This is a genomic window from Psychrobacter sp. 78a-MNA-CIBAN-0178 (assembly GCF_040309625.1).
Classification (GTDB): Bacteria; Pseudomonadota; Gammaproteobacteria; order Pseudomonadales; family Moraxellaceae; genus Psychrobacter; species Psychrobacter okhotskensis.
In genome coordinates this window covers 47729-71555 of the sequence record NZ_JBEOOZ010000003.1, presented here as the reverse complement: position 1 = coordinate 71555, position 23827 = coordinate 47729, and the positions used below count along the sequence as shown (strand labels likewise).

The window sequence follows — 23827 nt, the reverse complement described above, 5'->3', positions numbered from 1 at the left end:
GTAGCCAGTTATTTAAACCAAGCTGAGCATGACATACTACTGCGCATGACGGGCAAGGTTTGATAGCTTAGGGTTGGCATTTGGGTTTTTGCGTAGTAATAGTGCCATACGCCCAATAGAATGAACCAAAGAGGCATTGGCTGCTGCTGCCAATTCAGCACCGATGACATCGCGTTCTTCTTTTGTGCCTGCAGGTAATTTTACCTTAATCAGCTCATGATCCGATAAGGCACGATCAATCTCTTCAGTGATGGTCGGTGTAATGCCTTTATTGCCAATCATGACAATAGGCTTGAGCTCATGACCGATGCCCTTTAGACGTTTAATTGTAGCGTTATCGAGTTCCATAGAATTCCTAGGTGTTGGTAAAAATAAAAGAGTGTACTATCAAAAACAGTTAATGATCATTATAGATAATCTGTGCCCATTTTGCATGAGATCAGCAGGATTTTGCACGATTTTACGTGATGAAAATGTTAAACTGAATGTATAAACACATTATAAACGCTACTGTCTGATAAAGCAGTGTTTAAACCAATAGAATTAAGGCAGTTTACGACTAAAAATGTATGAATCGCTCAATCAACAGAGTATTAAACCTGATTGGCTTGATATTAAGTCTGTTTTATAAGCGTAATGGCTGTTGATTGGATGCTTATTGCAGCTTTGCAAAGTAAGAGTAATAGGAGCAGGTATCTTGGCCACGCGTATTGAGAACAAAAAACTGTCGAAAAGCAGCAGTGCTTGGATGAAAGAGCATATTGACGACCATTATGTCCAAAAAGCGCAAAAAGATGGCTATCGTGCTCGTGCTGCTTATAAGTTATTAGAAATAAATGAAAAGACCAACCTTATCAAAAAAGGCATGACGGTCGTTGATTTGGGTAGTGCGCCGGGCAGTTGGTCACAAGTTGCTGGCCAATTGGTAGGGGAACAAGGTATCTTGATTGCCTCTGATATTTTAGCGATGGATACTTTGCCTGATGTTACCTTTATCCAAGGTGATTTCCGTGAAGCTGAGGTGTTCGACAGCATTATGGCAGAAGTCGGTGACAGGCAGGTCGATGTGGTGCTCTCCGATATGGCACCCAATACCGCTGGTAATAGTGCCATTGATCAGCCGCGTATGATGTACTTGTGCGAGCTGGCGGTGGACTTTGCACTTGCAACCTTACCAGAAGGTGGCGCGCTTATTATGAAAGTGTTTCAAGGCGAGGGTACACAAGAATTACGCAAGCAGATGCAGCTTGATTTTAGTAAGATTCGTAGTGTCAAGCCTGGCGCTTCACGACCACGCTCGAAAGAGATGTTTTGGATTGCCATTAAATAGTTTTACTTTCAATGAGTTGCTTTCGTTGTATTTGGAATAAGTCATCACAATATAGCTAGCTTCATGTAAGATTTAACACGCTACAATCGTTAACTGAATAAAAGGAAAACCTGCTTGAATTATGCAGGATAACACCACATATCATGGTATATTAACTTTGTTTCTAGCATATGTTTTAAGCAAAGTCGTCTGAGAATAAGCGCTTTACTGGCTCATTTACGATAGATTTATATGTCATTGATGAGGATAAGTTTCGTATTTGGCAGTTATTGAACTAATGAGCAATGCGTTTATAGACGTCACGTGTCAAGTTGACACACCAATAAGTAAGGGATGGGAATAACTAGTGAGCGACATGGTAAAAAATACCTTATTGTGGCTGGTGGTAATCGGCGTTTTGGTGCTGGTGTTTAGCGGCTTTGACCAATCGTCTGAGCCGGATAGCCTTAACTACTCTGAGTTTGTGACCGCTGTGTCAGAAAGTCAGGTAGCCAGTGTTGAAATTGATGGCGAACAGATCACCGGCGAAAAGAAAAATGGCTCATCATTTGAGACCATTCGACCAGCTGTGGCTGATGAGCAACTAATGCCATTACTGCGCGAGAACCAAGTTGAGGTTCAGGGCACAGCACCGAAACGTCAAAGTGTGTTGATGCAGTTACTGATAGCCAGTTTCCCAATCCTATTGATTATTGGTCTGTTCTTATTCTTTATGCGTAATATGCAGGGCGGTGCAGGCGGTAAAGGTGGCGGCCCAATGAGCTTTGGCAAGTCAAAAGCCAAGATGCTGACTGAAGACCAAATCAAGGTCAACTTCGAAGATGTGGCAGGTTGTGAAGAAGCCAAAGAAGAAGTGGTCGAAGTGGTCGAGTTCTTGCGTGATCCAGATAAATTTACCAAGCTTGGGGCGACGATCCCCCGTGGTATCTTGATGGTAGGTCCTCCAGGTACTGGTAAGACGTTGCTAGCAAGAGCAATTGCTGGTGAAGCCAAAGTACCGTTCTTCTCAATTTCAGGTTCTGATTTTGTTGAGATGTTCGTTGGTGTCGGTGCCTCGCGTGTGCGTGATATGTTTGAGCAAGCGAAGAAAAGCGCGCCTTGTATTATCTTTATCGATGAGATCGATGCAGTTGGTCGTCATCGTGGCTCTGGTATGGGCGGCGGTAACGATGAGCGCGAGCAAACGCTGAACCAACTGTTGGTCGAAATGGATGGTTTTGAGGGCAATGAAGGCGTTATCGTCATTGCTGCTACTAACCGTGCTGACGTACTTGACAAGGCATTATTACGTCCGGGTCGTTTTGACCGTCAGGTACAAGTCGGCTTGCCAGATATCAAAGGCCGTGAACAAATATTAAAAGTACATTTAAGAAAACTGCCGAATACCGTTAGTGTTGATGCCAACTCTTTGGCACGTGGTACGCCCGGTTTTAGTGGCGCGCAATTGGCCAACCTTGTGAACGAAGCCGCTCTGTTTGCTGCGCGTCGTAACAAGCGTAGCGTTGACATGAATGACTTTGAAGATGCGAAAGATAAGCTTTACATGGGTCCTGAGCGCAAATCAATGGTCATCCGTGAAGAAGAGCGCCGTGCCACTGCTTATCATGAAGCAGGTCATGCGCTAGTGGCTGAGCTACTACCGGGTACCGATCCGGTGCATAAAGTGACGATTATGCCGCGTGGTTTTGCTTTGGGTGTCACTTGGCAGCTGCCTGAGCATGATCAAACCAGCATGTATAAATCAAAAATGCTCAGTGATATTGCGATTTTATTTGGTGGTCGTATCGCTGAAGAAGTCTTTATCAATCAAATGTCGACGGGTGCCTCAAACGACTTTGAACGGGCAACCAAAATGGCACGGGCGATGGTAACCAAATACGGCATGTCTGATGCCTTAGGTATCATGGTCTATGAAGATGATGACAACTCACAAGGTTACTTTGGTGGCGGTGGTCGTACGATTTCTGAAGCAACGCAGCAAAAAGTTGACGACGAAGTTCGCCGCATGTTAGAAGAGCAATACGATATCGCGCGCGAATTGATTGAAGGTAATCAAGAAAAAATGCATGCGATGGTTGATGCCTTGATGAAATGGGAGACCATTGACCGTGATCAACTGCAAGATATCTTAGCCGGTGAAGATCCACGTCCGCCTAGAGTATATCAGCACAATGAAGTTAATTTGGCTAAAGATAATATGAAAACGACGGGTTCAACACCGCCACCATTACCAGCGATGTAGTTTATCGCGCATTAGTAGCCAATATAAGAAGCCCTTTTTAATAGAGGGCTTTTTTATTGTCATCATTTTACGAAGCATTTAGAACAGCAGCAGATTTACTGATATCATGAGATAAAAATAAAGTGCTGACCCAGTGTTTATCAACTTAATTTGCAACGGATTGGTTATGTCATTATTTCAGCCTTTACCTATTTATACGGTCTCTAGTCGCGAAAAAATGTTGGATCTATCGCGACCTCAGATCATGGGTATTCTTAACGTTACACCTGATTCATTTTCGGACGGTGGACAATTTAACGCTATTGATAGCGCGCTTGCTCATGCTAAAGAGATGATAGCGGCGGGTGCGACCATTATTGATATTGGCGGCGAATCTACGCGGCCAAATGCTGCTATTGTCGCGACTAGTGAGGAATTGCAGCGTGTTGTACCGGTCGTCAAAGCGATTAGACAGCAACTTGGCGATGTAGTTTGGTTGTCTATCGATACCAGTAATCCTACCGTTATGCGGGCAGCTGTTGAGGCGGGTGCTGATATTTGGAATGATGTACGAGCGCTCAAATGCGAGGGTGCTGCAGCGCTAGCGGCTGAGCTTGATATACCAGTTATGTTGATGCACATGCGCGGTGAGCCAACGACGATGAATAATCTGGCGCTCTATGACGACGTGATCGCTGACGTTAGCGCAGAGTTAATAGCCCGTATCGATGAGGTAGTCAGCATTGGTGTCAAGTGTGAGAAAATCATTATCGACCCAGGCTTTGGTTTTGCCAAAAACTACGAGCATCATTGCGCGTTATTGTCGCAGCTAGGAGAATTACAAAGTCTTGGTTTCCCTATGATGTTTGGTATTTCTCGCAAGCGTTTTTTAGCAGAAGTATTAACTAAAAGCGGTATCGAAGCAGTGGCTACAACTGAGGCAATAGAACGTGATACAGTCGGAGTTGCTGCGGGTATATTTGCCTTGCAACAAGGCGCTAGTATTATCCGTACTCATAATGTCGCGATGATGCAGCAAGCTGTGGCGTTATGGCAGCAGTTATCTGCCTACAATCAACACTAAAAAATTAACACTAAAAAATCAATGCTAGAATAGCTCTAATCACTGCTATTGCACTATATGCATATTTGATAGTTAGCGCCAATGATTAACACTTAATATTAATCTGAACACCTATTAAAATAATGAGAGCATTTCTATGACCACTACGACCCAGCCTGAGCCAACCAATGAACAGCGCCGTATCATTTATCAAGCGCGTCGTGGCTTAAAAGAGTTAGACTTCTACATTGACCTTTATGTCAAAGAGATTTACTTAACCGCAGAACCTACTGAACAAGAGACCTTTGCCCAAATGCTGACTCACGAAGATCCTGATTTACTCGATTATTTTACCAATCAAAACCGTCCAGAAGATGACCGCATATGGGCACTAGTAAATAAAATTAAGACATGGCGTCATGCTAAAGACGTGTCATAGCATTGACATTAATAATTTGATAATTTGACAATTTTAAAATCATTCATATTTTTAGGTTTCTTTTGCGTCGTTAAGTCTATATTGATAGCTGATAAAGTCTGATAGTTATAACGGCTTTCCCCATATGGCGGATTTGCATATATGACGATGATTACCTCCCTAAGGATTGATACTGCTATCAAGCCCGCCAGCTATTTGCGTACTTTACTATATCTTGGTTTGGCGTTAGTCATGCTTGGTTTGGCATGGCTGGCTGCGTTGGCGTTGTGGCAGTATGTACTTATATTGATAGTAACGGCAGCCGTCGTCAGCTATCTGGCACTGTCACGGCCAGTTTTGTTGCATCTCACACAGCCGCCAATTGATAAGCGTATCGATCAACATTGGCAACTTAGGATACGGACGAGCCAAGGCGATGGGCTATGGCAAGCACAACTGCTTGCTGTCCATCATTATCATTGGGCAATGAGCTTTGATTTTATGATTAAAGAGCCTTATCAGCGTTCCATGTCATTGACCGTATTTCGCGATCAAGTGAGCCTTGAGCAATGGCGCGAATTAAATGTTTTAGCAAATGTGAGCGCTGTAACGACTAATTGATACAGCGTGGTGTGGTTTATATAGAGTTATATTAGGTTTAGATGAGCCTTCATAAGCCAATATGGTCAATAACAAAACACCTATCTCGATGGTAAGATAGATTTGCTATATTAAAATATATTCAGCGTTTACGTTATCTGCTGGTTATAGTCAAATAACATAGCGGCTGAAGATAATAAACAAAACGACAAAAAAGGATGAGGTTATGAGCTTATTAGGGAATTTAGTGAGTCAAGTAGCGCGTAGTGCCATGGCGCCAGATGATGCACAGCGTAATCCTGTGAACCAAGGGTCGACATCACGTCGTACGGGTGGTCTGGGTGATATTTTAGGTAGCGTATTGGGCGGTGGTCAATCTGGTGGTTATAATCCACAGCAGTATAATCGTCAGGCGGATAATGGATTTGGTCTGGACGATATTATGGGCAGTCTCACCGGTGGCAATCAGCGCGGTGGTATGAGCTCTGGTGCTGGCGGCTTGGGTGATATCCTGGGCAGCGTATTGGGTGGTAAGAGTAATAGAAGCGGCTTTGGCGGTGGTAAAGGCATGCTGGTTGCTGCCCTCATGCCCATGGTATTGAGCTGGATTCAACGTAATGGTGGCTTAAGCGCTGCTCTATCGAAAATCACAGGTATGGGTCACGACAATCAAGTGCGCTCTTGGATGAGTAATAATGAAGATAACGACAATTTAGACCCCAACGAGATCAACCAATTATTTGATGAAGACGAGATTCAGCAAGTGGCCGCGAAGACAGGGGCTAATGAGACTGAAGTGCGTCAAGGGCTTGCCGAATTGCTCCCAGAAGTGATGAATCAATTGACTCCGAATGGTAATCTAGACAACGAAGCTGAGGCCAATCAAGAGATTGATCAGATCATCGGTCAGTTATCGAGTCGACTGAGCACGTTAAAATAAATACGTTAAAATAACCACGTTAAAACAACCACTTTAAAAAAACAGCATTGATAAAAATTTAATTAAGAAAGAGTATGTCTGATGGCATGCTCTTTTTTTTGTTGCCAATTTTTATCACCACTATGATAAATCCAGTTTTAGCGACATTTATCTGTTTTGCAATCTAAACAGATATATTAAAAATGGTAAACAATAGCGTAAGGGTAATATAAATATTATAATAGTTTTAAACGAGCTATCCAGTCTTGTTTTATGGCAGCTATTATAGTGCGAATATTCTATAAGATATGACTATGTGATGGTGTAAGAACTTTATAAGATTAATGACTCAATAAGGATGCTTACTCATGCCATTTAAGCCTGTCCAAGCGGCGATTGCTATTTTAGTGGGTTTGATTATTTGGTTTGTCATTCCCGTTCCAACTGGCGTCACGCCTGAAGCGTGGCACATGTTGGCATTATTTATTGCCACTATCGTTGCCATTATAGGCAAGGTATTGCCCATCGGAGCGATTGCTATTATTGCGGTCACTCTAGTGGCACTGACGGGTGTGACAAGTGATAGTCCAAAACAGGCCATTAGCGATGCCTTATCAAGCTACTCAAGCCCGCTAATTTGGCTGATTGGTATCGCGGTAATGATATCTCGTGGCTTAATAAAAACAGGTCTAGGTCGACGTATCGCCTATTATTTCATCTCTATTTTTGGTAAAAAAACGATCGGCGTGGCTTATTCTTTGACTGCGGCTGAATTGATGATAGCGCCCATTACGCCCTCTAATACGGCGCGTGGCGGCGGTATTATCCACCCTATTATGAAGTCCATTGCTCAGAGCTTTCATTCCACTCCAGAAGAGGGTACGCAAAATAAAATTGGTCGCTACTTGGCAATGGTTAACTATCATGCCAACCCTATCACTTCTGGTATGTTTATTACAGCTACTGCGCCCAATCCTTTAGTCGTAGACCTAGTTAATAAGGCGACTGGCGGTGACATTCAGCTGTCATGGACGACGTGGGCAGTAGCGATGTTTGTACCGGGGATACTGTGCTTGGTAATCATGCCCTTAGTTATTTATATGGTTTATCCACCTGATGTCAAAGTCACGCCCGATGCAAAAGGTTTTGCCAAGGACAATTTGGCAGAAATGGGCAAAATAAGTCGCCAAGAAAAAATCATGCTCGGGGTGTTTGCTCTGATGCTGCTGTTGTGGGCAAATATACCGGCACTGATTTTAGGTGAAGAATATAGTGTTGATGCTACCACCACGGCCTTTATTGGTCTAACGACTTTAATATTAACGGGTGTGCTGACTTGGGATGATATCCTAAAAGAGAAATCTGCTTGGGATACCATTATTTGGTTCGGTGCGCTCATTATGATGGCAGCATATCTCAATGAGCTTGGTTTGATAGGCTGGTTTTCAAGCAATATTGAGTCTCTGATTGGTACAACTGGGGTAGGCTGGATCGGTGCCGTGACTATTTTGACTTTGGTTTATTTATATATCCATTACTTCTTTGCTAGTACCACCGCGCATATTACCGCACTATTTGCGGCTTTTTATGCAGTAGGATTGACGTTAGGTGCGCCGCCAATGTTGTATGCGTTAATCTTGGCCGCAGCAGGGAACATCATGATGACGCTTACCCACTATGCGACTGGTACCGCACCTGTTATCTTTAACTCAGGTTATGTCACGTTAAGAGAATGGTGGAGTATTGGCGCGATAATGAGTGTGGTCAATTTGGTGATTTGGATAGGTGCTGGTCTGATTTGGTGGAAGGTGCTCGGCTATTATTAATCAATCGTTATAAGTCACTATCCTAAAAGCGCTCATCTAACGTGTCTAGCGTGTAGTTGAGCGCCGCAAAGCAGATATCGGTGTTAAAGCCACGATATTGCAAAAACCGTAGTTGGCGCGCTTTATCTTTTTGCTCAGTAGGAATGTCGTCGCCGTACTTTTTGGTGCGAGCAGCAACAGCGAGCTTGAGCCAATCGACACCATCGACCAAATTGTCAGCGCTGTCATCTACGAATTCGCTAAACTCCTCTGACTCTGCATTCGCCATATCGATTAGCTCATCAATATTACCCGGCATGGCAATTTTTTTACGATAAAACTCCTGCTTGATACGTCCTCGTCCACGACCTTTGCGGATATTTTCGCGAATCAGCATGAGGGTAGTGCGATAGTCACTTTGATAGCCTTTTTCTGCAAACTCTTCAAGCAGCGCATCAACTTTTTCTGGGTCTTGCTCTTTATCGAGCAGCTTTTGCTTAAGCTCAGCCTTGCCATACTCACGTCGCGATAAATAATAAAATGCCAACCAACGTAAGCGGCTTTCGGCTTTAATGGCATCAATATCCGCTTGACGTTGTTCAGGGGTGCGCAAATACGCTTTAAGCGCCGCGGGTAGGTTGTCGGCTGTGCTATCGGCTTCAGCATCACCATCATGGTTATGGCTTGCCGTTAGCGTAGAGGAATAACTCGAGCTTTCTAGATTTTGCCCCGTGTTAGTCTCAAGGTCCTCATCGTTTTTATGACCGTGAATATCTTGCTTAACCTCAGCGAGCATCTCTTTGATACTTTGCGCTTCTGGTGGCTGATAAGCAGGCACATCACTAGGCTCAGGGCTAAAGTTAGCCGCTGGGTGAAAACGCTTTTTACGTTTCTTGGATCTAGTAGGGTTTTTTCTAGTAGAAGGGGGTGCGTCAACTGATTCTATCTCAAAGCTGGAGTCATCAGATAACGAAGTAGCTTTACGAGAGTAGGTCGAGCGCTTATGTGTTTTAGCCGACTGTTTAGGCTTGTCTTTAGATGAATGCCGAGAAGTCTTAGAAGATTGGGCAGAATTTTTTGAGTTAGTATTAGCACTACTCGCTGAATCGGTGTCCGATTCAGCAAGTATTTCAGCTAGAGTTTTAATTTTCATAACAATTTAATTTTCATAACAAGTCATGATCATTGATAACGGTGAATAATGGAGCCGTTATTGAACAGGTTCAGAAGCGGGTTCTACATCGGCTTCATTAGTATCCGCTGCTTTGGCTTCTTTTTTCGATCCAAGTTTTTCATCACGAATTTTATCTTCAATCTCTTTCGCAATCGCAGGATTTTCTTTTAAGAACAGTACAGAGTTGGCTTTACCTTGACCAATTTTTTCATCGCCATAGCTATACCAAGAGCCTGCTTTACCAACCGCCCCAATCTCAACGCCTAAGTCAATCACTTCGGCTAAATGATTGGTACCTTCACCATAAGTGATTTCAAACTCTGCTTGGCGGAAGGGCGGTGCCATTTTGTTTTTGATGACCTTGACACGGGTTTGGTTCCCGATGATTTCATCACCATTTTTGACCGCACCGATACGGCGAATATCCATACGTACAGAAGCGTAAAATTTCAGCGCGTTACCACCAGTCGTCGTTTCAGGGCTACCGAACATCACACCAATTTTCATACGGATTTGGTTAATAAACACCACCATACAGTTAGAGCGTTTGGCGTTACCAGTGATTTTACGTAGGGCTTGGCTCATCAGACGCGCTTGCAGACCCATATGTGAGTCACCCATTTCGCCTTCAATCTCAGCACGCGGCGTCAAGGCAGCTACTGAGTCAATCACGATCATATCGATTGCGCCTGAGCGTACCAACATATCGGTGATTTCAAGTGCTTGCTCGCCATTGTCAGGCTGCGAGAGCAATAAGTCATCAGTGTTTACCCCAAGCTTGCGTGCATAGACAGGGTCAAGCGCATGCTCAGCATCGATAAAGGCACAGGTCCCGCCTTGCTTTTGACATTCTGCAATCGCCTGCAGCGTCATAGTCGTTTTACCAGAGCTTTCTGGGCCATAAATTTCAACGATACGACCTTTTGGCAGACCGCCGATACCGAGCGCAATGTCTAGACCTAGTGAGCCTGTTGATACCACATCAACATCCATAATGGCTGAGTCGTCACCTAGATGCATGATGGTGTTTTTGCCAAACTGCTTTTCGATTTGACCGAGGGCTGCTTTGAGTGCTTTGGCTTTATTGTCGTCCATACTGGATTCCTTTTATTCAATAATTATTTTGAAATGGTAAATAAGATGTCTTTGCTACTATATAACGCTAGGGTAGTGAGGCTAATAATAGGAATGACCTAAATCATAAGAAAGATTCAGCCTTTAAATAGGCTAGCGACGTTGTAATAGGTGGTAATTAGTAAGTAATAGCTAATATATCACTCTACTATACAGTAAAATTAAATAATGAGATAAGTAAAAAAAAGTTCATAATCATCTATGATTATAGGAGACTTTGGCGTATCAATAGTGAATTAATTAAAGCATATGCTTTGTACTACTATTGATTAGATAAGGCAATTATAACAAAATCCAAGGACTGGCTTTAGGGTTAGGAAACGCTAAACGACACTAATTGTCGCGTGATAAACAACGATGACTTTATACAAACCATGCTAGCATTTATCTGTTATTTCAGACCGGATAACAGGGTGGTTTGTCAATAGATTTATAAGTTGTCCACAACGAATAATCAAAGTTTATTCGTCGTGTGTGAAACATCTTTGATAATTGAATAATATTTAAAAATATTAAAAATAAATTATTATGATTTCAAATGATGTCTAAGATATTGAATATTAAGGGTTTTTAAATTGTATAAAAAATGAACGATTTTACCTAACCCTTTAAGCTACCTAGGAAAATTCTTGTCAAGTGGTGACTTATACACAGGGTTATCCACAGCTTATGGGGAGAACTCATGCAGCCCTTATAGTATCAATGTTTGTATGAATAAGTAGGAGCAGAAAATCACTCAGTTATACATTTTTGCTATTATGCAACTATTTCTTCTTCTGTAAATTTCGTCGAAATGGCTATGTTTCACATATTGCTGCTTTGTTAATTTGGATAAATAAAATTCTTCAAAGCACCTCAGACAGAGGGTTCAGCCAATTAAACGCTACATATATTTAGATAGAATGAGGAAAAGCGATACCGATAGTACAAAAAAGCGGCTAGATATCTTAGCCGCTTTGTCGAAAAACCATTAAGGGTAACGTGGTAACGTTTACTCTTTAATATAGATCAAGTCCCAGACACCATGTCCGCGCTCTAAACCACGGCGCTCAAACTTGGTCATTGGACGAAAGTCAGGGCGGTCTGTGAAGTTGCCTGCGCCTGCTTGGTTGGTTAGCCCTGAAAAACCATCTAAAACCTCAACCATCCAAAAGGCATAATGCTCCCAGTCGGTTGCCGTATGGAACCAGCCACCTTGCTTTAAACTGCGCGTGACAATCGCCATACGCTCAGGACTGACAAAACGGCGCTTATAATGGCGCTTCTTTTGCCATGGGTCAGGAAAGTAAAGCTGGATGCGGTCGATATGGTTTTCTGGTAATTGCTTGAGTAATTGAATGGCATCACCGTTAATGATTTTGACATTGTTTAGCTCTTGCGTACCTGCCATATAAGCGCATTTACCGATACCTGGCTCATGGACTTCGACGCCAACGAAATTGCGCGTCGGCTCGGCGGCGGCCATCTCGATGAATGAATCACCCAGCCCAAACCCAATCTCTAAAGTAAGCGGAGCGGCACTGCCATTAGGGCTATCCGCGAATAACACCCGCAAGTCCTCGATGCCGTCGAGATTGCCATCACCGAAGCTGTTATTGACCAAATAATGCGCAAATTCTGGATCAGTAAGAGCCATTTCGGCATTTTTATTCATGTGCGTACGCCGTTTCATAAAGGTATTAACAATACGAATATGCTTGTCCGTTGGCATGTCTGTGTTCATGGTGTCAGCAGTATTGGGATTTTGCGCATCAGTAGTATCATGACTACTATTGATGTCATTGTGTTCAGGATGTTGACTCATAGGATTAACAAGGCTTAATTAGGTGGGTAAAGTTGCCTCATTATAAGTGAAATCGTCACCGCTGTGAACGCACAATCCAATTTTAGCGTGCCTGCCATAATTTTTATATATTTATACACTGTTTGTGTCTACAGGTTTCATATATATGGGTTTTCTACGCAGGGCTTTTGGCGTTATCATATAGCAAGTGTGGTTTTAAAATAATGGTTTAAAAATAACCACTTAATGAGAATCGTTGAATAAAAAAAGATATAAAAATCCGCGCGTTAACATTTATGCTTAATAATAAGTAAGGCTTGTCACCATGTTATTTATTGAGACGGACTCGCCACCACCGTTTTACCAAGAACAGCTGACAGCTGCCAAGCGTGAGCAGTTGGATAAATGGTTTATCGGTCATCGTACCCAGCGCTATTATCTCAAGCGCTTCTCAGAGTTTGATGAGCAAGGTTATCTGTCGCCAAAATGGCACTGGGCCGCATTTTTTATTACTTTTCCTTGGCTGTTATATCGCAAGCGCTATATGGATGCAATTGTTTACAGCGTAGCAGGCTGGTCTTTTATTCAGCTTAATGTTGCTATTGTGCTGGTCACTTTTGAATTTGTAGCGATGTCTTATATTCCAGATGCATATCAAATGGCAACGCGGCTGGGTATTGCAGCGATTATTTGGCTGTTTTGGGCGTCTATGGTGGCACGTTGGACAGACGCTTATTACTACCGGATGGCACGGCGCGAAATCGCTGATGCGATTGAGGATCATCCGCGAGACGAGGCGGCGCAGCAAGCACATCTGCGCCGAGAGGGCGGGGTCAGTTTGTTTGGTTTGGGCTTGGGATTTGGGCTCTTTGCTTTTGCTTTATTGGTGATTAAGGTGCAGTTTTTACCTATTATTGCGAAGCCAAAAGCCAATGAGGTATTGTTTAATGCTTATGACATCACCAAGACGACGCAGAATCGTGTGGCGGTCATTTACCAACAGACCGGGCAGTGTCCCATTAATTTGCCGTTTAACATAGATGATCCGCAGGTGCTGATGCGTATTGATACTCAAGTGCCGGGCGTTCCTAAAACAGATTGTGCCGTCATAGGAACGATTCATAACGTTAAATTCCCACTGCGTTATCTCAATGAGCAAACAGTCGCTTTTTATCATGTGAAAGATAGCAACAGTTGGCAATGTACCAGCTCGCTAAATGAAAAACTTGCGCCGCCAAACTGCTCACCGGATTAAACGGCAATTATCCCTTGGGGTTAGTAGCAATATCCTAGTTTTCATCAACGGGCGCTGCTTGGTTTTTTAGGGCGTCAGAGAACTCACTCAAGTCCATTTTACGTGCCTTACCAATATCCTCATCGAATAAGCTCTCAAGCTCTGTCATTGAGGACTGTACTGACTCTATCAGGCTGGCCTCATCATCATAGATGGCTTGCTGACGCTCAATCAAATCATCATCATAGTCACGGAAAGTTTGCACGGTTTCGCGCGCTTTTTCAGGAGAGATGCCAAGCAGCTGCAAGGACTCACGCGACATATCTAAAGACGATAAATAAGTCTCACGCCAGATATGACGAACCCCAACTTCACGGAGACGGTAATAGTGCTGTCGGTCACGAGCGCGTGTCAAGATAATTAAGTCAGGGTAGTTTTTGCGCAGGTATTGAGCGGTGGTAATAGAGCGCTCTAGGTCGTCAATCGCCAGAATAAAGACGCGGGCTTTTTTGATACCAGCGGCGCGCAATATCTCAGGGTTTTTTGGATCGCCGTAATAGACTTGGTTACCAAAGCGCCGGACGAAATCCACCCGATTGGCGGAGCGTTCGATGGCTGTAAATTCGATATTGTGCATGCGTAATACGCGACCGATAATCTGACCGACACGGCCAAAACCAGCGATAATAACCTGATGCTCATGATCAGGAATGGTATCGTACTCACGGCTGGGTTTGCTTTTGGCGAATAACGGCTCTCCTATTTTTTCTAATAATAAGAATGCCAGCGGCGTCAGCGCCATAGAGATGGTCACAATGAGGTTTAGGGTGTTTGCCAGCTCAGGTTGCAAGACATTTTGAGCGGTGGCCACACTGAACAAAACAAATGCAAATTCACCGCCTTGAGCAAGAGTAACCCCTAACCTGATACTGGTTGGCCAGCGATTGCCAGATATTTTTGCGATAGCGGTGACCACACTGAACTTGATAAACATCAATGCCATCGCACAGCCGATAATAAAGATGGGCTTGGCCAAAATGAGTTTGACATCAGTCAGCATTCCGACCGACATAAAAAATAGCCCAAGTAATAACCCTTTAAAAGGTTCAATACTGGCTTCTAACTCGTGACGGTACTCCGAATCCGCCAGCAAAACCCCAGTCAAAAATGCACCAAGCGCCATCGATAGACCAATCTGCCCCATCAAAATAGACACGCCCATGACGATAAATAGAGCAACTGCGGTTAATAATTCTGATGCGCCACTAGATGCCACAAATTTAAAGAAAGGTCGGATGATATAGCGGCTAGCAAAAATAAGTCCGGCGAAAACCGCAAATACTTTGCCGAAATAGATTAAGTCGTAGCTCTGCTCGCGCACCCCTGACAAAAATGGAATAACCGCCAATAAGGGAATCACGGCAATATCTTGGAATAACAAGATGGTAAACGCTTCGCGACCATGGGTACTAGATAGCTGCTGTTTTTCGGTCAGTATTTGTAGCACAAAAGCAGTGGAGGAGAGCGCTAAGCCGAAGCCGACGATAAAAGCCGTATCGAGTGGTAAGGAGAAAAATTGATAGAGGATACTCATCAATAAGGTGCCAGACAGACCGACTTGTAAGCCACCAAGGACGAATATTGAGCGGCGTAGCGCCCAAAGCCGTGAAGGCTGGAGCTCAAGACCAATGATGAATAGCAGCATCACCACGCCAAATTCAGAAAAATGTAATAAGCTCTCAGCGTCGCCCGCCACATCTAGCGCACTTGGCCCTAATATCAGTCCGGTGATTAAATAACCAAGGACGGTCGCAATACCAAAGCGTTTGCCAAGGGGTACAAAGAGCAGGGCAGCTCCTAAGAAAATTGTAGCTTGTAACATTAAATTTGGTGAGCCGGCGGCGGCAGCGAACATCTGGAATCCTCAAAATTGGCAAAAAAATAAGCAATGTAAAACAGTCAATATAAAACAAGAAGGACAATAATAAATAACGCTAGCATACTTTATTTTTTGCGATAAATCTTCCACACGCCGTTATCAGCAAGCGGATTGTTATAAGCATCATTACGACGCTTACGCGGTGTCTGCCGACTGTCTATCATCTTAAAATTGGGTAGTGCATGAACGATAAGTCCAGTGCGATAAAAGCGCACACGTTCGGGCTCTAGCATCTCACCCATACTATCGCGGCAAAAGACGTACGCACGCAAGTCAATAAATTCACGATGTGCGACTAAACGCGCCTCATCATCCTTCTCCAATACGGCAGCCATACGCGCAATCTCATCAGCGCTATAATCCCCGCATTTATCAGTAAGTGCACCTACTGAGCCAAAGCTCTTAGATTCTTTAGCATGAGTTTTGGTTAGATGCAGGCGCTGAACATGATAGATAAATTGAGGTATCTCGAGGCTGGCAGGTAATGGCAGATAATCGGGCGGTAGATTGGCCGCCGGATAAAAGGCCATCGCGCGTTCGAGCAGCGTCTGCCAACGCTGTTGATAGGCTTGGACTTCGGCTAGATTGCCTTCATAAATAGGCATATCACGGATTTGACACAAAATATCAGGCGGGAACTGCGCATCTCGAAAGCTAGCAATGTCTTCTTGCAGCGTTGATAGCAATGTTTTGGCATGCTTTTTACCCTCGCTTGAGATAGGGTCATCAATGTAGCTAGGAGCAACGAAAGGAGCTGAGCGTCTCGACATGGCAGAAGGTCATCAATTGGTTATGAATAAGGGTTTTAAGCCTTAAGTATACAGAATTTATAGGAAAAATATGGCGGCGCGGCCAAATTTTCCATTATTTTTAACATGCTCTTACAATGATAAAAATCTGCCTGATATAAGCTGATTTGCAATAAAGGTCTTTTATTTATCTTTTTTAAGCCACTTTTTAGGCGCTTTTTTATGAATCATCATTCACCTCCTTCGTCCATATATGATAACTGGCGTGGCTTATTAGAAACTGTTGGTAAAATAATTTTAAGGATTATCGGTGCAGGACTGGCGCTGCTATTTGGGTTTTGGTTAATAATGGCATCCAATATGGGACCGGCTTATCTGCCGCACCTCATGAACGGTGCGCTAGATTTTTGGATTCGCATGACGTTGTTGGGGCTCGGGCTAAGTACTTGGCTAATAACAGCGCTGTGGATAATTTGGCTGATGCTGCGTTATTGCCAGCACTTTATAAAAAAATATCAATTAAAACGTCGCTCATAACTGACAGCTAGATAGGCGACGTCTTAATTAATACTTATATGATTTAATATTTAATGTCTTATGCTTAATGGTTGTGACCAATATGATTATTGGTATCAGTCGCCTGCTGTGAGATATCGCAAACTAAAGCATCGCTATGCGTCTTGGTTTGCGGATGCGCTAAGCTTTCAACCTGAATGGTCGCATGGTGAATATCAAGCTCAAGGAGGCTTTGCTCTAAACTGGTAATCAGGATACTGGATTCATAAATACTCATTTCGCCATCGACGACCACGTGACACGATAGGGCGTTGAGACCGCTGGTGATACTCCAAACATGCAGGTCATGGACTTGTCGCACTTGCGGGTGAGCAAGTAATTTGTCTTCGACCTCCACCAGCGATATTCCCTCTGGCGTCCCTTCCATCAGGATATGGACCGAATCACGGACGACGCGGTAACCACTAAACAAAATCAATATGGCGACAATCACCGAGGCCGCCGCATCCGCCCAAATCCAGCCAAAGCTCATCATCAAAAGCGCGGCAACGATAGCGGCAACCGAACCCATCAAATCGCTCAAGACATGCAAATAAGCACTTTGCATATTCAGATTGACCAGTGCTTTACCCTCATTTTTTCCTTGACTGTCCTTGTTACTACCTGCATGACTGTGACCATGTGCATCTGTGCCGCGACTGCCACGGTGCATCAGCCAAGCGACCAAAATGTTGACCAACATACCAATGGTAGCAACGATAAGCATGCCTTGGGTCGCAATCTCAGGCGGCGAATTAAAGCGTTTAATCGCCTCATAAAAAATCATAATGGCAATAATAACCAACGTCGCACCATTGACTGTTGCCACTAAAATCTCAAAGCGTTTATAGCCAAACGTCTTTTGATGAGTGGCTGCTTTTTCACCAATTTTGAACGCCATTAACGTCGCGCCAAGGGCTACGGCGTCACTGAGCATATGACCAGCATCAGACAATAGCGCCAAACTGCCCGTGAGCCAGCCACCGATGGCTTCGATAAACATATAGCCAGTAATAATGACAAAGCTAAAGAGTAACGTACGCTGATAGCCCTTGGTATCGCGCGGTGCGACTGTCTGTTCTAGGTGTTCATCGTGGTCGTGATTGTCTTGATTATTATCAGTATAACTGTCTTTAATATAATGACCTTCTGCATCCTTTTGACCGTGCTTATGATTATCAGCCGCAGTATTCTCATGAGAATGGTCATTCTTTTCAGATTTTGGGTGATTTTGATTCATAACAACACTCAGGATGATAGAAGGTGAAATTTGATTGCTTATAAAGCTGTGCTTGCTGTATAAAAACCAGACAGATATAAATAATTTAGCACATTTAATAAATGCTTGCTGTATCTAGGCGGTAAACGATGAAATGCCTATTTTGAAAAGCGTTGGTTAGTGACTGTAAGCTATATCTATATAGTCAGCTCCACATAAAGAAGATACAGTGAAACTGGAATGAATTTTTTGTAGCCTCTGTCGGCGTAGGCACAGCAAGCTAGAAAAATTCGTACCAGTTTCACGTTGTCAGATAACGTATCCATTTTATTTAGTACCGACTATAGCGTGATGATTCGAGTTAAAGGACCATGCTAAGAAATTGGATATTACCAACCAACAGGGTCAATATCCAAGGTCAGCTTCAGATATTTGGCGCTTGGCAAGGTAAGTACAGGTTGCCACCAGTGATGTAATACCCGATGCAATTGCTGTCTGTCTTTGCCTAACAGCAGTAAATGCACGTGGTAGCGACTGTTCTTTTTACTCATTGGCGCATCGATAGGACCGAGGACAGCAAGATTATGCCCATTTGGCAAAATAGCAATCGCATCTTTAAGCGCTTGCGTCGTGGCGGCAAGGGTTTTGCCTTCACAGCGTATTAGGGCAGCATAACTATGCGGCGGCAAGCCCATCATTTTACGTTCTTGCAATAGCTCGCGAGCAAATGAAAGATAACCATCTTTTACCAATTTTAATAACAGCTCATTATCGGGCTGCAGCGTTTGAATCAATACGCGCCCCGATTTATCACCGCGACCGGCACGCCCTGCGACTTGAATCATGAGTTGTGCAGTATGTTCCGGTGAGCGAAAATCGGCTGATAAAAAGCCACGATCAGCATTGGGCAAACAAACAAGCGTAACATTAGGAAAATGATGACCTTTGGCGACCATTTGCGTACCAACTAAGATGGCAGGCTTGCCTTCATTGATACGTTGATAGATATTCTCCCAGCTGTCTTTACGTCTGGTGGTATCGCGATCGATTTGGATAATAGGGTAAAGCCCTTTACTGGTTTGCGGATTGGCAAAAATCGCATGCAAGTTTTCGCTGAGCCTTGTAGTGCCCATTCCTTTGGCATCCAAATTTTGACTGCCACAATCAGGGCAAACCGTTGGAATATAGGCTTGCCAATCGCAATGGTGGCACTTTAAATATGAGCTGCTTGAATAGGAATTGGATTGCGAATGGCTATTATAATGAACGGTTAAATGCGCGTCACAGCGTGGACAATCTGCTTGCCAACCGCAAGCTTCGCATAGCAAAATTGGTGCATAGCCGCGACGATTTAAAAAAATTAATACCTGATCGCCAGCCTCTAGCGTTTGCCGTATTGCGCCGATAAGCGCATCGGTCAGCCCGGTATCATAGCGAGCGCCTTCGTCCGTTGTTTGTTGATGGGTACTTTGCAGGCGCGCATCAATCAGCTGCATGCTGGCAAGCTTGGCATTACCGGGGCGAGTTTGCAATTGGCACTCTACCAGCTTGCCGTCATCGACCAGTTTTAGATGCTCAAGAGAAGGCGTCGCCGTACCAAGGACGACGGGGATATTGGTTTGTAATCCACGATAAAGCGCGACGTCAGCGGCATGATAGCGCAACGTATCTTGCTGCTTATAAGAGCCATCGTGCGCTTCATCGACGACAATTAAGCCCAGATCTGCAAAGGGATAGAGCACCGCTGAGCGCGTTCCAATGATAATTTGCGCATGACCGGTACGGCAATCTTGCCAACCTTGCAGGCGATGGGTATTGTTCATACCCGAATGCAATAAGACAATATGAGCGGCAAAGCGACTGGCAAAACGCGCGCGCGTCTGCGGCGTGAGTCCAATCTCTGGCACTAAAATCAAAACTTGCTTGCCGGCTTCTAAGACCGCTTGCATCGCTTGCAAATAAACTTCGGTTTTGCCACTACCGGTAATACCGTTTAATAAAAATCCCGTGTAGCGCTTAGCTTCGTGGGCAGCAATGATAGCGTCGACAGCAAGCTGTTGCTCATCGTTCAGATCAAGTGGCATTTTCGCGAGTTTGACAGGGGCAGGTGCTTGTTTTGGCTCAATATAGCGTTCGATAAGGCCTTTTTCTTCCAGCGTCTTTAAGAAGGCTCTTTGCATGCCTTCCAACAACAAAGTATCTTCACTCGCACCGCGTTCGCCATGCAGTTTAAGCATATCGAATTGCTGCTTTTGTTTTTTGGCATTGGCACGAAAGTCATCATCATTCGCATGCGGCAAAATTCGCCAATGGGTAATCAATAAGTCTAGCGGATTGCCTTGACGAACGAGGGTGGGCAAGATGACTGCTAATACATCACCGAGTGGATAGTGGTAATAACTCGCCAGCCAATAAGCCAGCTTTAGCATGCTGGCGTCCAAAATCGGCTCGGCATCTAAGCACTTATTGATAGGTTTGAGTTTTTTTATTGGTACGCTGCTATCTGCTGCAGCGATATGAGCAATGACGATACCAATTAAGGTTTGACGACCAAATGATACCTCGACGCGGCTACCAATTGGCGGTAGTTGTGATGCAGCCTCATTTAGTGAAATGTTCATATCTGCCGGTAGGCTATAATCAAATACCCGATAAAGGGGCACAGGCAGCGCAACTTGTACCAACATAAAATGCATTCCTAACTTTTGGGTATCTAAATAATAAACTCGATGAGGATAATAACAGTAAGCCCAAATAATGATATTTGGGCTTACGCTAACAACCGTTATTTTGACGCATTCACTTAAGCATTCAGTGTAATAACTTCCGTATTATTCAATGTATAGTATAGACTCAATTTCAACCACACCGCCTTTAGGTAGTGCGGCTACTTGTACCGCTGCACGGGCAGGGTATGGCTCGCTTAAGTTGGCAATGAATACCTCGTTTAAGGTGGCAAAGTCATTCAAATCAGTCAAAGATACATTGAATTTAACCACGTCATTTAGACTGCCACCCGCGGCTTCACAAATGGCTTTAATGTTTTCAAACACTTGCTCAGCCTGTGCTTTAAAACCCTCGCGCAGTTCCATGGTTTCAGGATCAAAACCAAGCTGACCTGAGATATAGACGGTGTTACCGACCTTTACTGCTTGTGAGTAAGTACCAACAGCGGCAGGAGCTTTATCTGTTTGAATGGTTTGACGACTCATATTATATCCTTAACGTATTTTTTTCGTTTGATTGATTGGATTTACTGACTAAAAACGAAGTAGCAAAGTTTATCATTGTTTTGGTTTTTTCTAAAAATTAAGGCTAACTCTATAAGGGTTTAGTGCTTCTTCAATCAGCAAAAAAGTTAGGTATTAAGCATTAATAGCGCTTATAGCTATAGCTGATAAAGTCGCATAATATTAGGAAATCCCAATAGTGAGCGCAGCTCGCGAATGCCTTGTGCTAAGTGATTGCGACTACGCACCACAATATGAATGATGGTGTCAGTATGGCGCACATCGACCGTTTCGACCCCCATATTTAACTGGCGCAGATGGTAGATAACCTCGCTAATTTGTTCGTCGCTGAGGGCAAGAGACAGCTTTAAATAAGCCGAAAAACGGACTTTGCTAGCGTGCTCACCGGACTCATTTTGTTTGATAGCCTTATCATTGCGCCAGCGCAGCTGTATCACTTGGTAAGGGTTGTCCTTACGAATATCATCGAGCGAAAAGCATTTATGGCGATGTACCACCAAGCCATGACGCGATAAATGGCCAACGATAGGGTCGCCATAGATCGGATGACAGCAATTGGCAAAATCAAGCTCAACCCCTGAGGCGTTGACGATCAATTGCTGCGGTTGCGCCGTATCATCGCTGTGTTCTTTGGCCTGCAAGTCACTGACTTCATCGCTAAATAGCCGCGTGACTACCAGCTGAGGCAATAGCGTACCCGAGCTGATCTGCTCAAATAGCGCACTTTTTTCTGCCAGACCGCGCCATTCTGTCAAGTTTTTCCAGTCGCTATCGGTTAAATCATCGAGACTTTTTTGATAGGTTTTTAGCGCGCGATCCAAGGCTTGTTGACCGTGGTGCTGCTTATCAGCTGCAGATAAATCTTTAAACCAACGTAAAATCTCTTCACGAGCTTTATTGGTTACCACAAATCCTAACCATTCGGCTTTTGGTTCCGAGTGGCTATTCACTTCTATCTCGACCAATTGACCGTTTTTGACCACCGTACCCAGCTTGGCTTTTTTACCATCGATATTGGCACCAACGGCGACATTGCCGACCATAGGTCCAACAGCGTAGGCAAAGTCAAGCGCTGTGGCTCCTTGCGGTAGCTCATAAGCACGACCTTTTGGGCTATAACAGATGATTTTGCTTGAATGCAAATAATCCATCAGCTCATTAATCGTCGAGACCGCAGCGGTAAAGTCAGGGCTGTGTTGATTAAGGCTGTCCTCATCCACCAAGTCCTTCATATTGCGCAGCGATGCTTGAATGACTGATTGGCTGACATCGGAGGCGTGTTCTGCGCCAATGACGCCCAGCCTTGCCGCATTTTGCATCTGTTTGGTCAAGATAGTGACTTTTACAAAGTCGTTATCGCGCTCATAAATAAGGGTCAGTGATTGGTTGCCACCTGGTAATGGACGCCGAATATTGTCAGCGATATGGCCGTCATCGATCTGATATTTTTTGATTAGGTAATAAGCAAGCTTGTCACATTCTTCGATACTATCGAGCACAATCTCAAAAGCGTAGTGACGGAGCAGGGCATTAATCTCACCGCGATTGCGGAAAAACTGCCGATATATCACCACACGATTGTCTAATACTTTCACGAGGCCATTGAGCCCTAGATTATTTAAGACAATAGTCAGATAGCTATGAATGGCTTCTCTTTGGAAGTTTCGTCCCAGCCCATGTTGCAGTAGCTTATCCGAAATCTTGTTATACATCCCAGAATCAAGATTTCGATAACATAGCACCTCGATATAATCGGCAATGTCATTGAGACCCATCAGACGGGCAAATGGCACATAAAAATCTAATGTCTCTTGCGCCGTGGTGCGCTGTTTTTCGGGACGTACCGCATCCAGCGTCGACATATTGTGTAAGCGGTCGGCCAACTTAATAATGAGCACTCGTGGATCAGCAAGGGTAGCCGTCAGGATTTTATGAAAGGTAGCAGCTTTATTCTGTTGCTTATTATGAGACGAGGATTTTAGTTTGGTGACCCCATCGACCAGCCTCGCCACGACTTTGCCATAACGCTGCTCAATTTGCTCATCACTGACCTCGGTATCTTCGACCGTATCATGTAAAATCGCCGCAATAATTGTATCTCGATCTAAGCGAAAGCCCGCCAATATCTCAGCGACCGCCATCGGATGAGTAATATATGGCTCCCCTGATTTACGCTTGTCTTTAATGTGCGCAATATCGCCGAACTCACAAGCATCAATAATGTCACGGCGTTCAGCAGCAGTCAGATAGCCAACTGAACGGAGCAAATTATATTGAGCATCATCGACTAGGTGATGACTGAGTTTGGGGAGGGTTTGACTCATAAAGTGACGATCCTATTTTCCATTATCTATCATTGATTGAGCGCTGTTAAGGTAAATGGTGACTGAATGAATACTAATCTATCGTTAAAAAAATAATATCGGTGCATGG

At 44.0% G+C, this 23827-nt stretch carries 19 protein-coding genes; 9 read left to right on the top strand and 10 right to left on the bottom strand.

Annotated features, from left to right (window positions below; all coding sequences use genetic code 11):
- Positions 1-36: 36 nt before the first annotated feature.
- Positions 37-348 (bottom strand): YhbY family RNA-binding protein, encoded by a 312-nt coding sequence (locus tag AAEY80_RS03295; protein ID WP_025652420.1) that lies wholly within the window; start codon positions 346-348, stop codon positions 37-39.
- A 349-nt stretch (positions 349-697) separates the two neighbouring features.
- Here AAEY80_RS03295 and AAEY80_RS03290 point away from each other — a divergent pair, with 349 nt between their 5' ends.
- From AAEY80_RS03290 to AAEY80_RS03260, 7 genes are all read left to right on the top strand, one after another.
- Positions 698-1330, top strand: a complete 633-nt coding sequence (locus tag AAEY80_RS03290; protein WP_201575618.1) for an RlmE family RNA methyltransferase — start codon at positions 698-700, stop codon at positions 1328-1330.
- A 346-nt stretch (positions 1331-1676) separates the two neighbouring features.
- On the top strand, positions 1677-3572 hold the full coding sequence (gene ftsH / locus AAEY80_RS03285) for an ATP-dependent zinc metalloprotease FtsH (protein WP_350587893.1): 1896 nt from the start codon (positions 1677-1679) through the stop codon (positions 3570-3572).
- Between the two features lie 166 nt (positions 3573-3738).
- Positions 3739-4635, top strand: a complete 897-nt coding sequence (gene folP / locus AAEY80_RS03280; protein WP_350587892.1) for a dihydropteroate synthase — start codon at positions 3739-3741, stop codon at positions 4633-4635.
- Positions 4636-4771: 136 nt separating this feature from the next.
- Complete coding sequence (locus AAEY80_RS03275; RefSeq protein WP_025652426.1) at positions 4772-5053, top strand: FAD assembly factor SdhE; 282 nt, start codon at positions 4772-4774, stop codon at positions 5051-5053.
- Positions 5054-5194: 141 nt separating this feature from the next.
- The gene (locus AAEY80_RS03270; RefSeq protein ID WP_350587891.1) at positions 5195-5653 is read left to right on the top strand and encodes a hypothetical protein; all 459 of its coding nucleotides are present in this window, start codon (positions 5195-5197) and stop codon (positions 5651-5653) included.
- A gap of 205 nt (positions 5654-5858) precedes the next feature.
- A complete protein-coding gene (locus AAEY80_RS03265) occupies positions 5859-6572 on the top strand; it encodes a YidB family protein (protein WP_350587890.1) in 714 nt (237 codons plus the stop codon).
- Positions 6573-6919: 347 nt separating this feature from the next.
- Positions 6920-8377 (top strand): anion permease, encoded by a 1458-nt coding sequence (locus AAEY80_RS03260; protein ID WP_101212374.1) that lies wholly within the window; start codon positions 6920-6922, stop codon positions 8375-8377.
- A gap of 22 nt (positions 8378-8399) precedes the next feature.
- On the opposite strand, the gene AAEY80_RS03255 is transcribed toward AAEY80_RS03260, so the two are convergent.
- The 3 genes from AAEY80_RS03255 to trmB form a co-directional block, all read right to left on the bottom strand.
- Complete coding sequence (locus AAEY80_RS03255; protein WP_201575617.1) at positions 8400-9509, bottom strand: regulatory protein RecX; 1110 nt, start codon at positions 9507-9509, stop codon at positions 8400-8402.
- Positions 9510-9566: 57 nt separating this feature from the next.
- On the bottom strand, positions 9567-10625 hold the full coding sequence (recA, locus tag AAEY80_RS03250) for a recombinase RecA (RefSeq protein ID WP_025652431.1): 1059 nt from the start codon (positions 10623-10625) through the stop codon (positions 9567-9569).
- 1030 nt (positions 10626-11655) lie between these two features.
- Complete coding sequence (trmB, locus tag AAEY80_RS03245) at positions 11656-12387, bottom strand: tRNA (guanosine(46)-N7)-methyltransferase TrmB (RefSeq protein ID WP_407074181.1); 732 nt, start codon at positions 12385-12387, stop codon at positions 11656-11658.
- 385 nt (positions 12388-12772) lie between these two features.
- Here trmB and AAEY80_RS03240 point away from each other — a divergent pair, with 385 nt between their 5' ends.
- Positions 12773-13702, top strand: coding sequence for a DUF2628 domain-containing protein (locus tag AAEY80_RS03240; RefSeq protein ID WP_350587889.1), 930 nt, complete (start codon positions 12773-12775; stop codon positions 13700-13702).
- Between the two features lie 34 nt (positions 13703-13736).
- Here the strand turns inward: AAEY80_RS03240 and AAEY80_RS03235 are convergent, their stop codons facing one another.
- Together AAEY80_RS03235 and AAEY80_RS03230 are read right to left on the bottom strand one after the other, a co-directional pair.
- Positions 13737-15596, bottom strand: a complete 1860-nt coding sequence (locus AAEY80_RS03235) for a monovalent cation:proton antiporter-2 (CPA2) family protein (RefSeq protein ID WP_350587887.1) — start codon at positions 15594-15596, stop codon at positions 13737-13739.
- A gap of 89 nt (positions 15597-15685) precedes the next feature.
- Complete coding sequence (locus tag AAEY80_RS03230; RefSeq protein WP_101212386.1) at positions 15686-16390, bottom strand: hypothetical protein; 705 nt, start codon at positions 16388-16390, stop codon at positions 15686-15688.
- 201 nt (positions 16391-16591) lie between these two features.
- On the opposite strand from AAEY80_RS03230, the gene AAEY80_RS03225 reads away from it, so the two are divergent.
- Positions 16592-16906, top strand: coding sequence for a hypothetical protein (locus AAEY80_RS03225; protein ID WP_350587886.1), 315 nt, complete (start codon positions 16592-16594; stop codon positions 16904-16906).
- 64 nt (positions 16907-16970) lie between these two features.
- Here AAEY80_RS03225 and AAEY80_RS03220 read toward each other — a convergent pair whose 3' ends face one another.
- The 4 genes from AAEY80_RS03220 to AAEY80_RS03205 all read right to left on the bottom strand — a co-directional run bounded on the left by AAEY80_RS03220 (position 16971) and on the right by AAEY80_RS03205 (position 23718).
- Complete coding sequence (locus tag AAEY80_RS03220) at positions 16971-18164, bottom strand: cation diffusion facilitator family transporter (RefSeq protein WP_350587885.1); 1194 nt, start codon at positions 18162-18164, stop codon at positions 16971-16973.
- Positions 18165-18532: 368 nt separating this feature from the next.
- On the bottom strand, positions 18533-20830 hold the full coding sequence (locus AAEY80_RS03215) for a primosomal protein N' (protein WP_350587884.1): 2298 nt from the start codon (positions 20828-20830) through the stop codon (positions 18533-18535).
- 144 nt (positions 20831-20974) lie between these two features.
- The gene (locus tag AAEY80_RS03210) at positions 20975-21355 is read right to left on the bottom strand and encodes a RidA family protein (RefSeq protein ID WP_025652439.1); all 381 of its coding nucleotides are present in this window, start codon (positions 21353-21355) and stop codon (positions 20975-20977) included.
- Between the two features lie 176 nt (positions 21356-21531).
- Positions 21532-23718, bottom strand: coding sequence for a RelA/SpoT family protein (locus AAEY80_RS03205; protein WP_173238841.1), 2187 nt, complete (start codon positions 23716-23718; stop codon positions 21532-21534).
- Positions 23719-23827 lie beyond the last annotated feature (109 nt).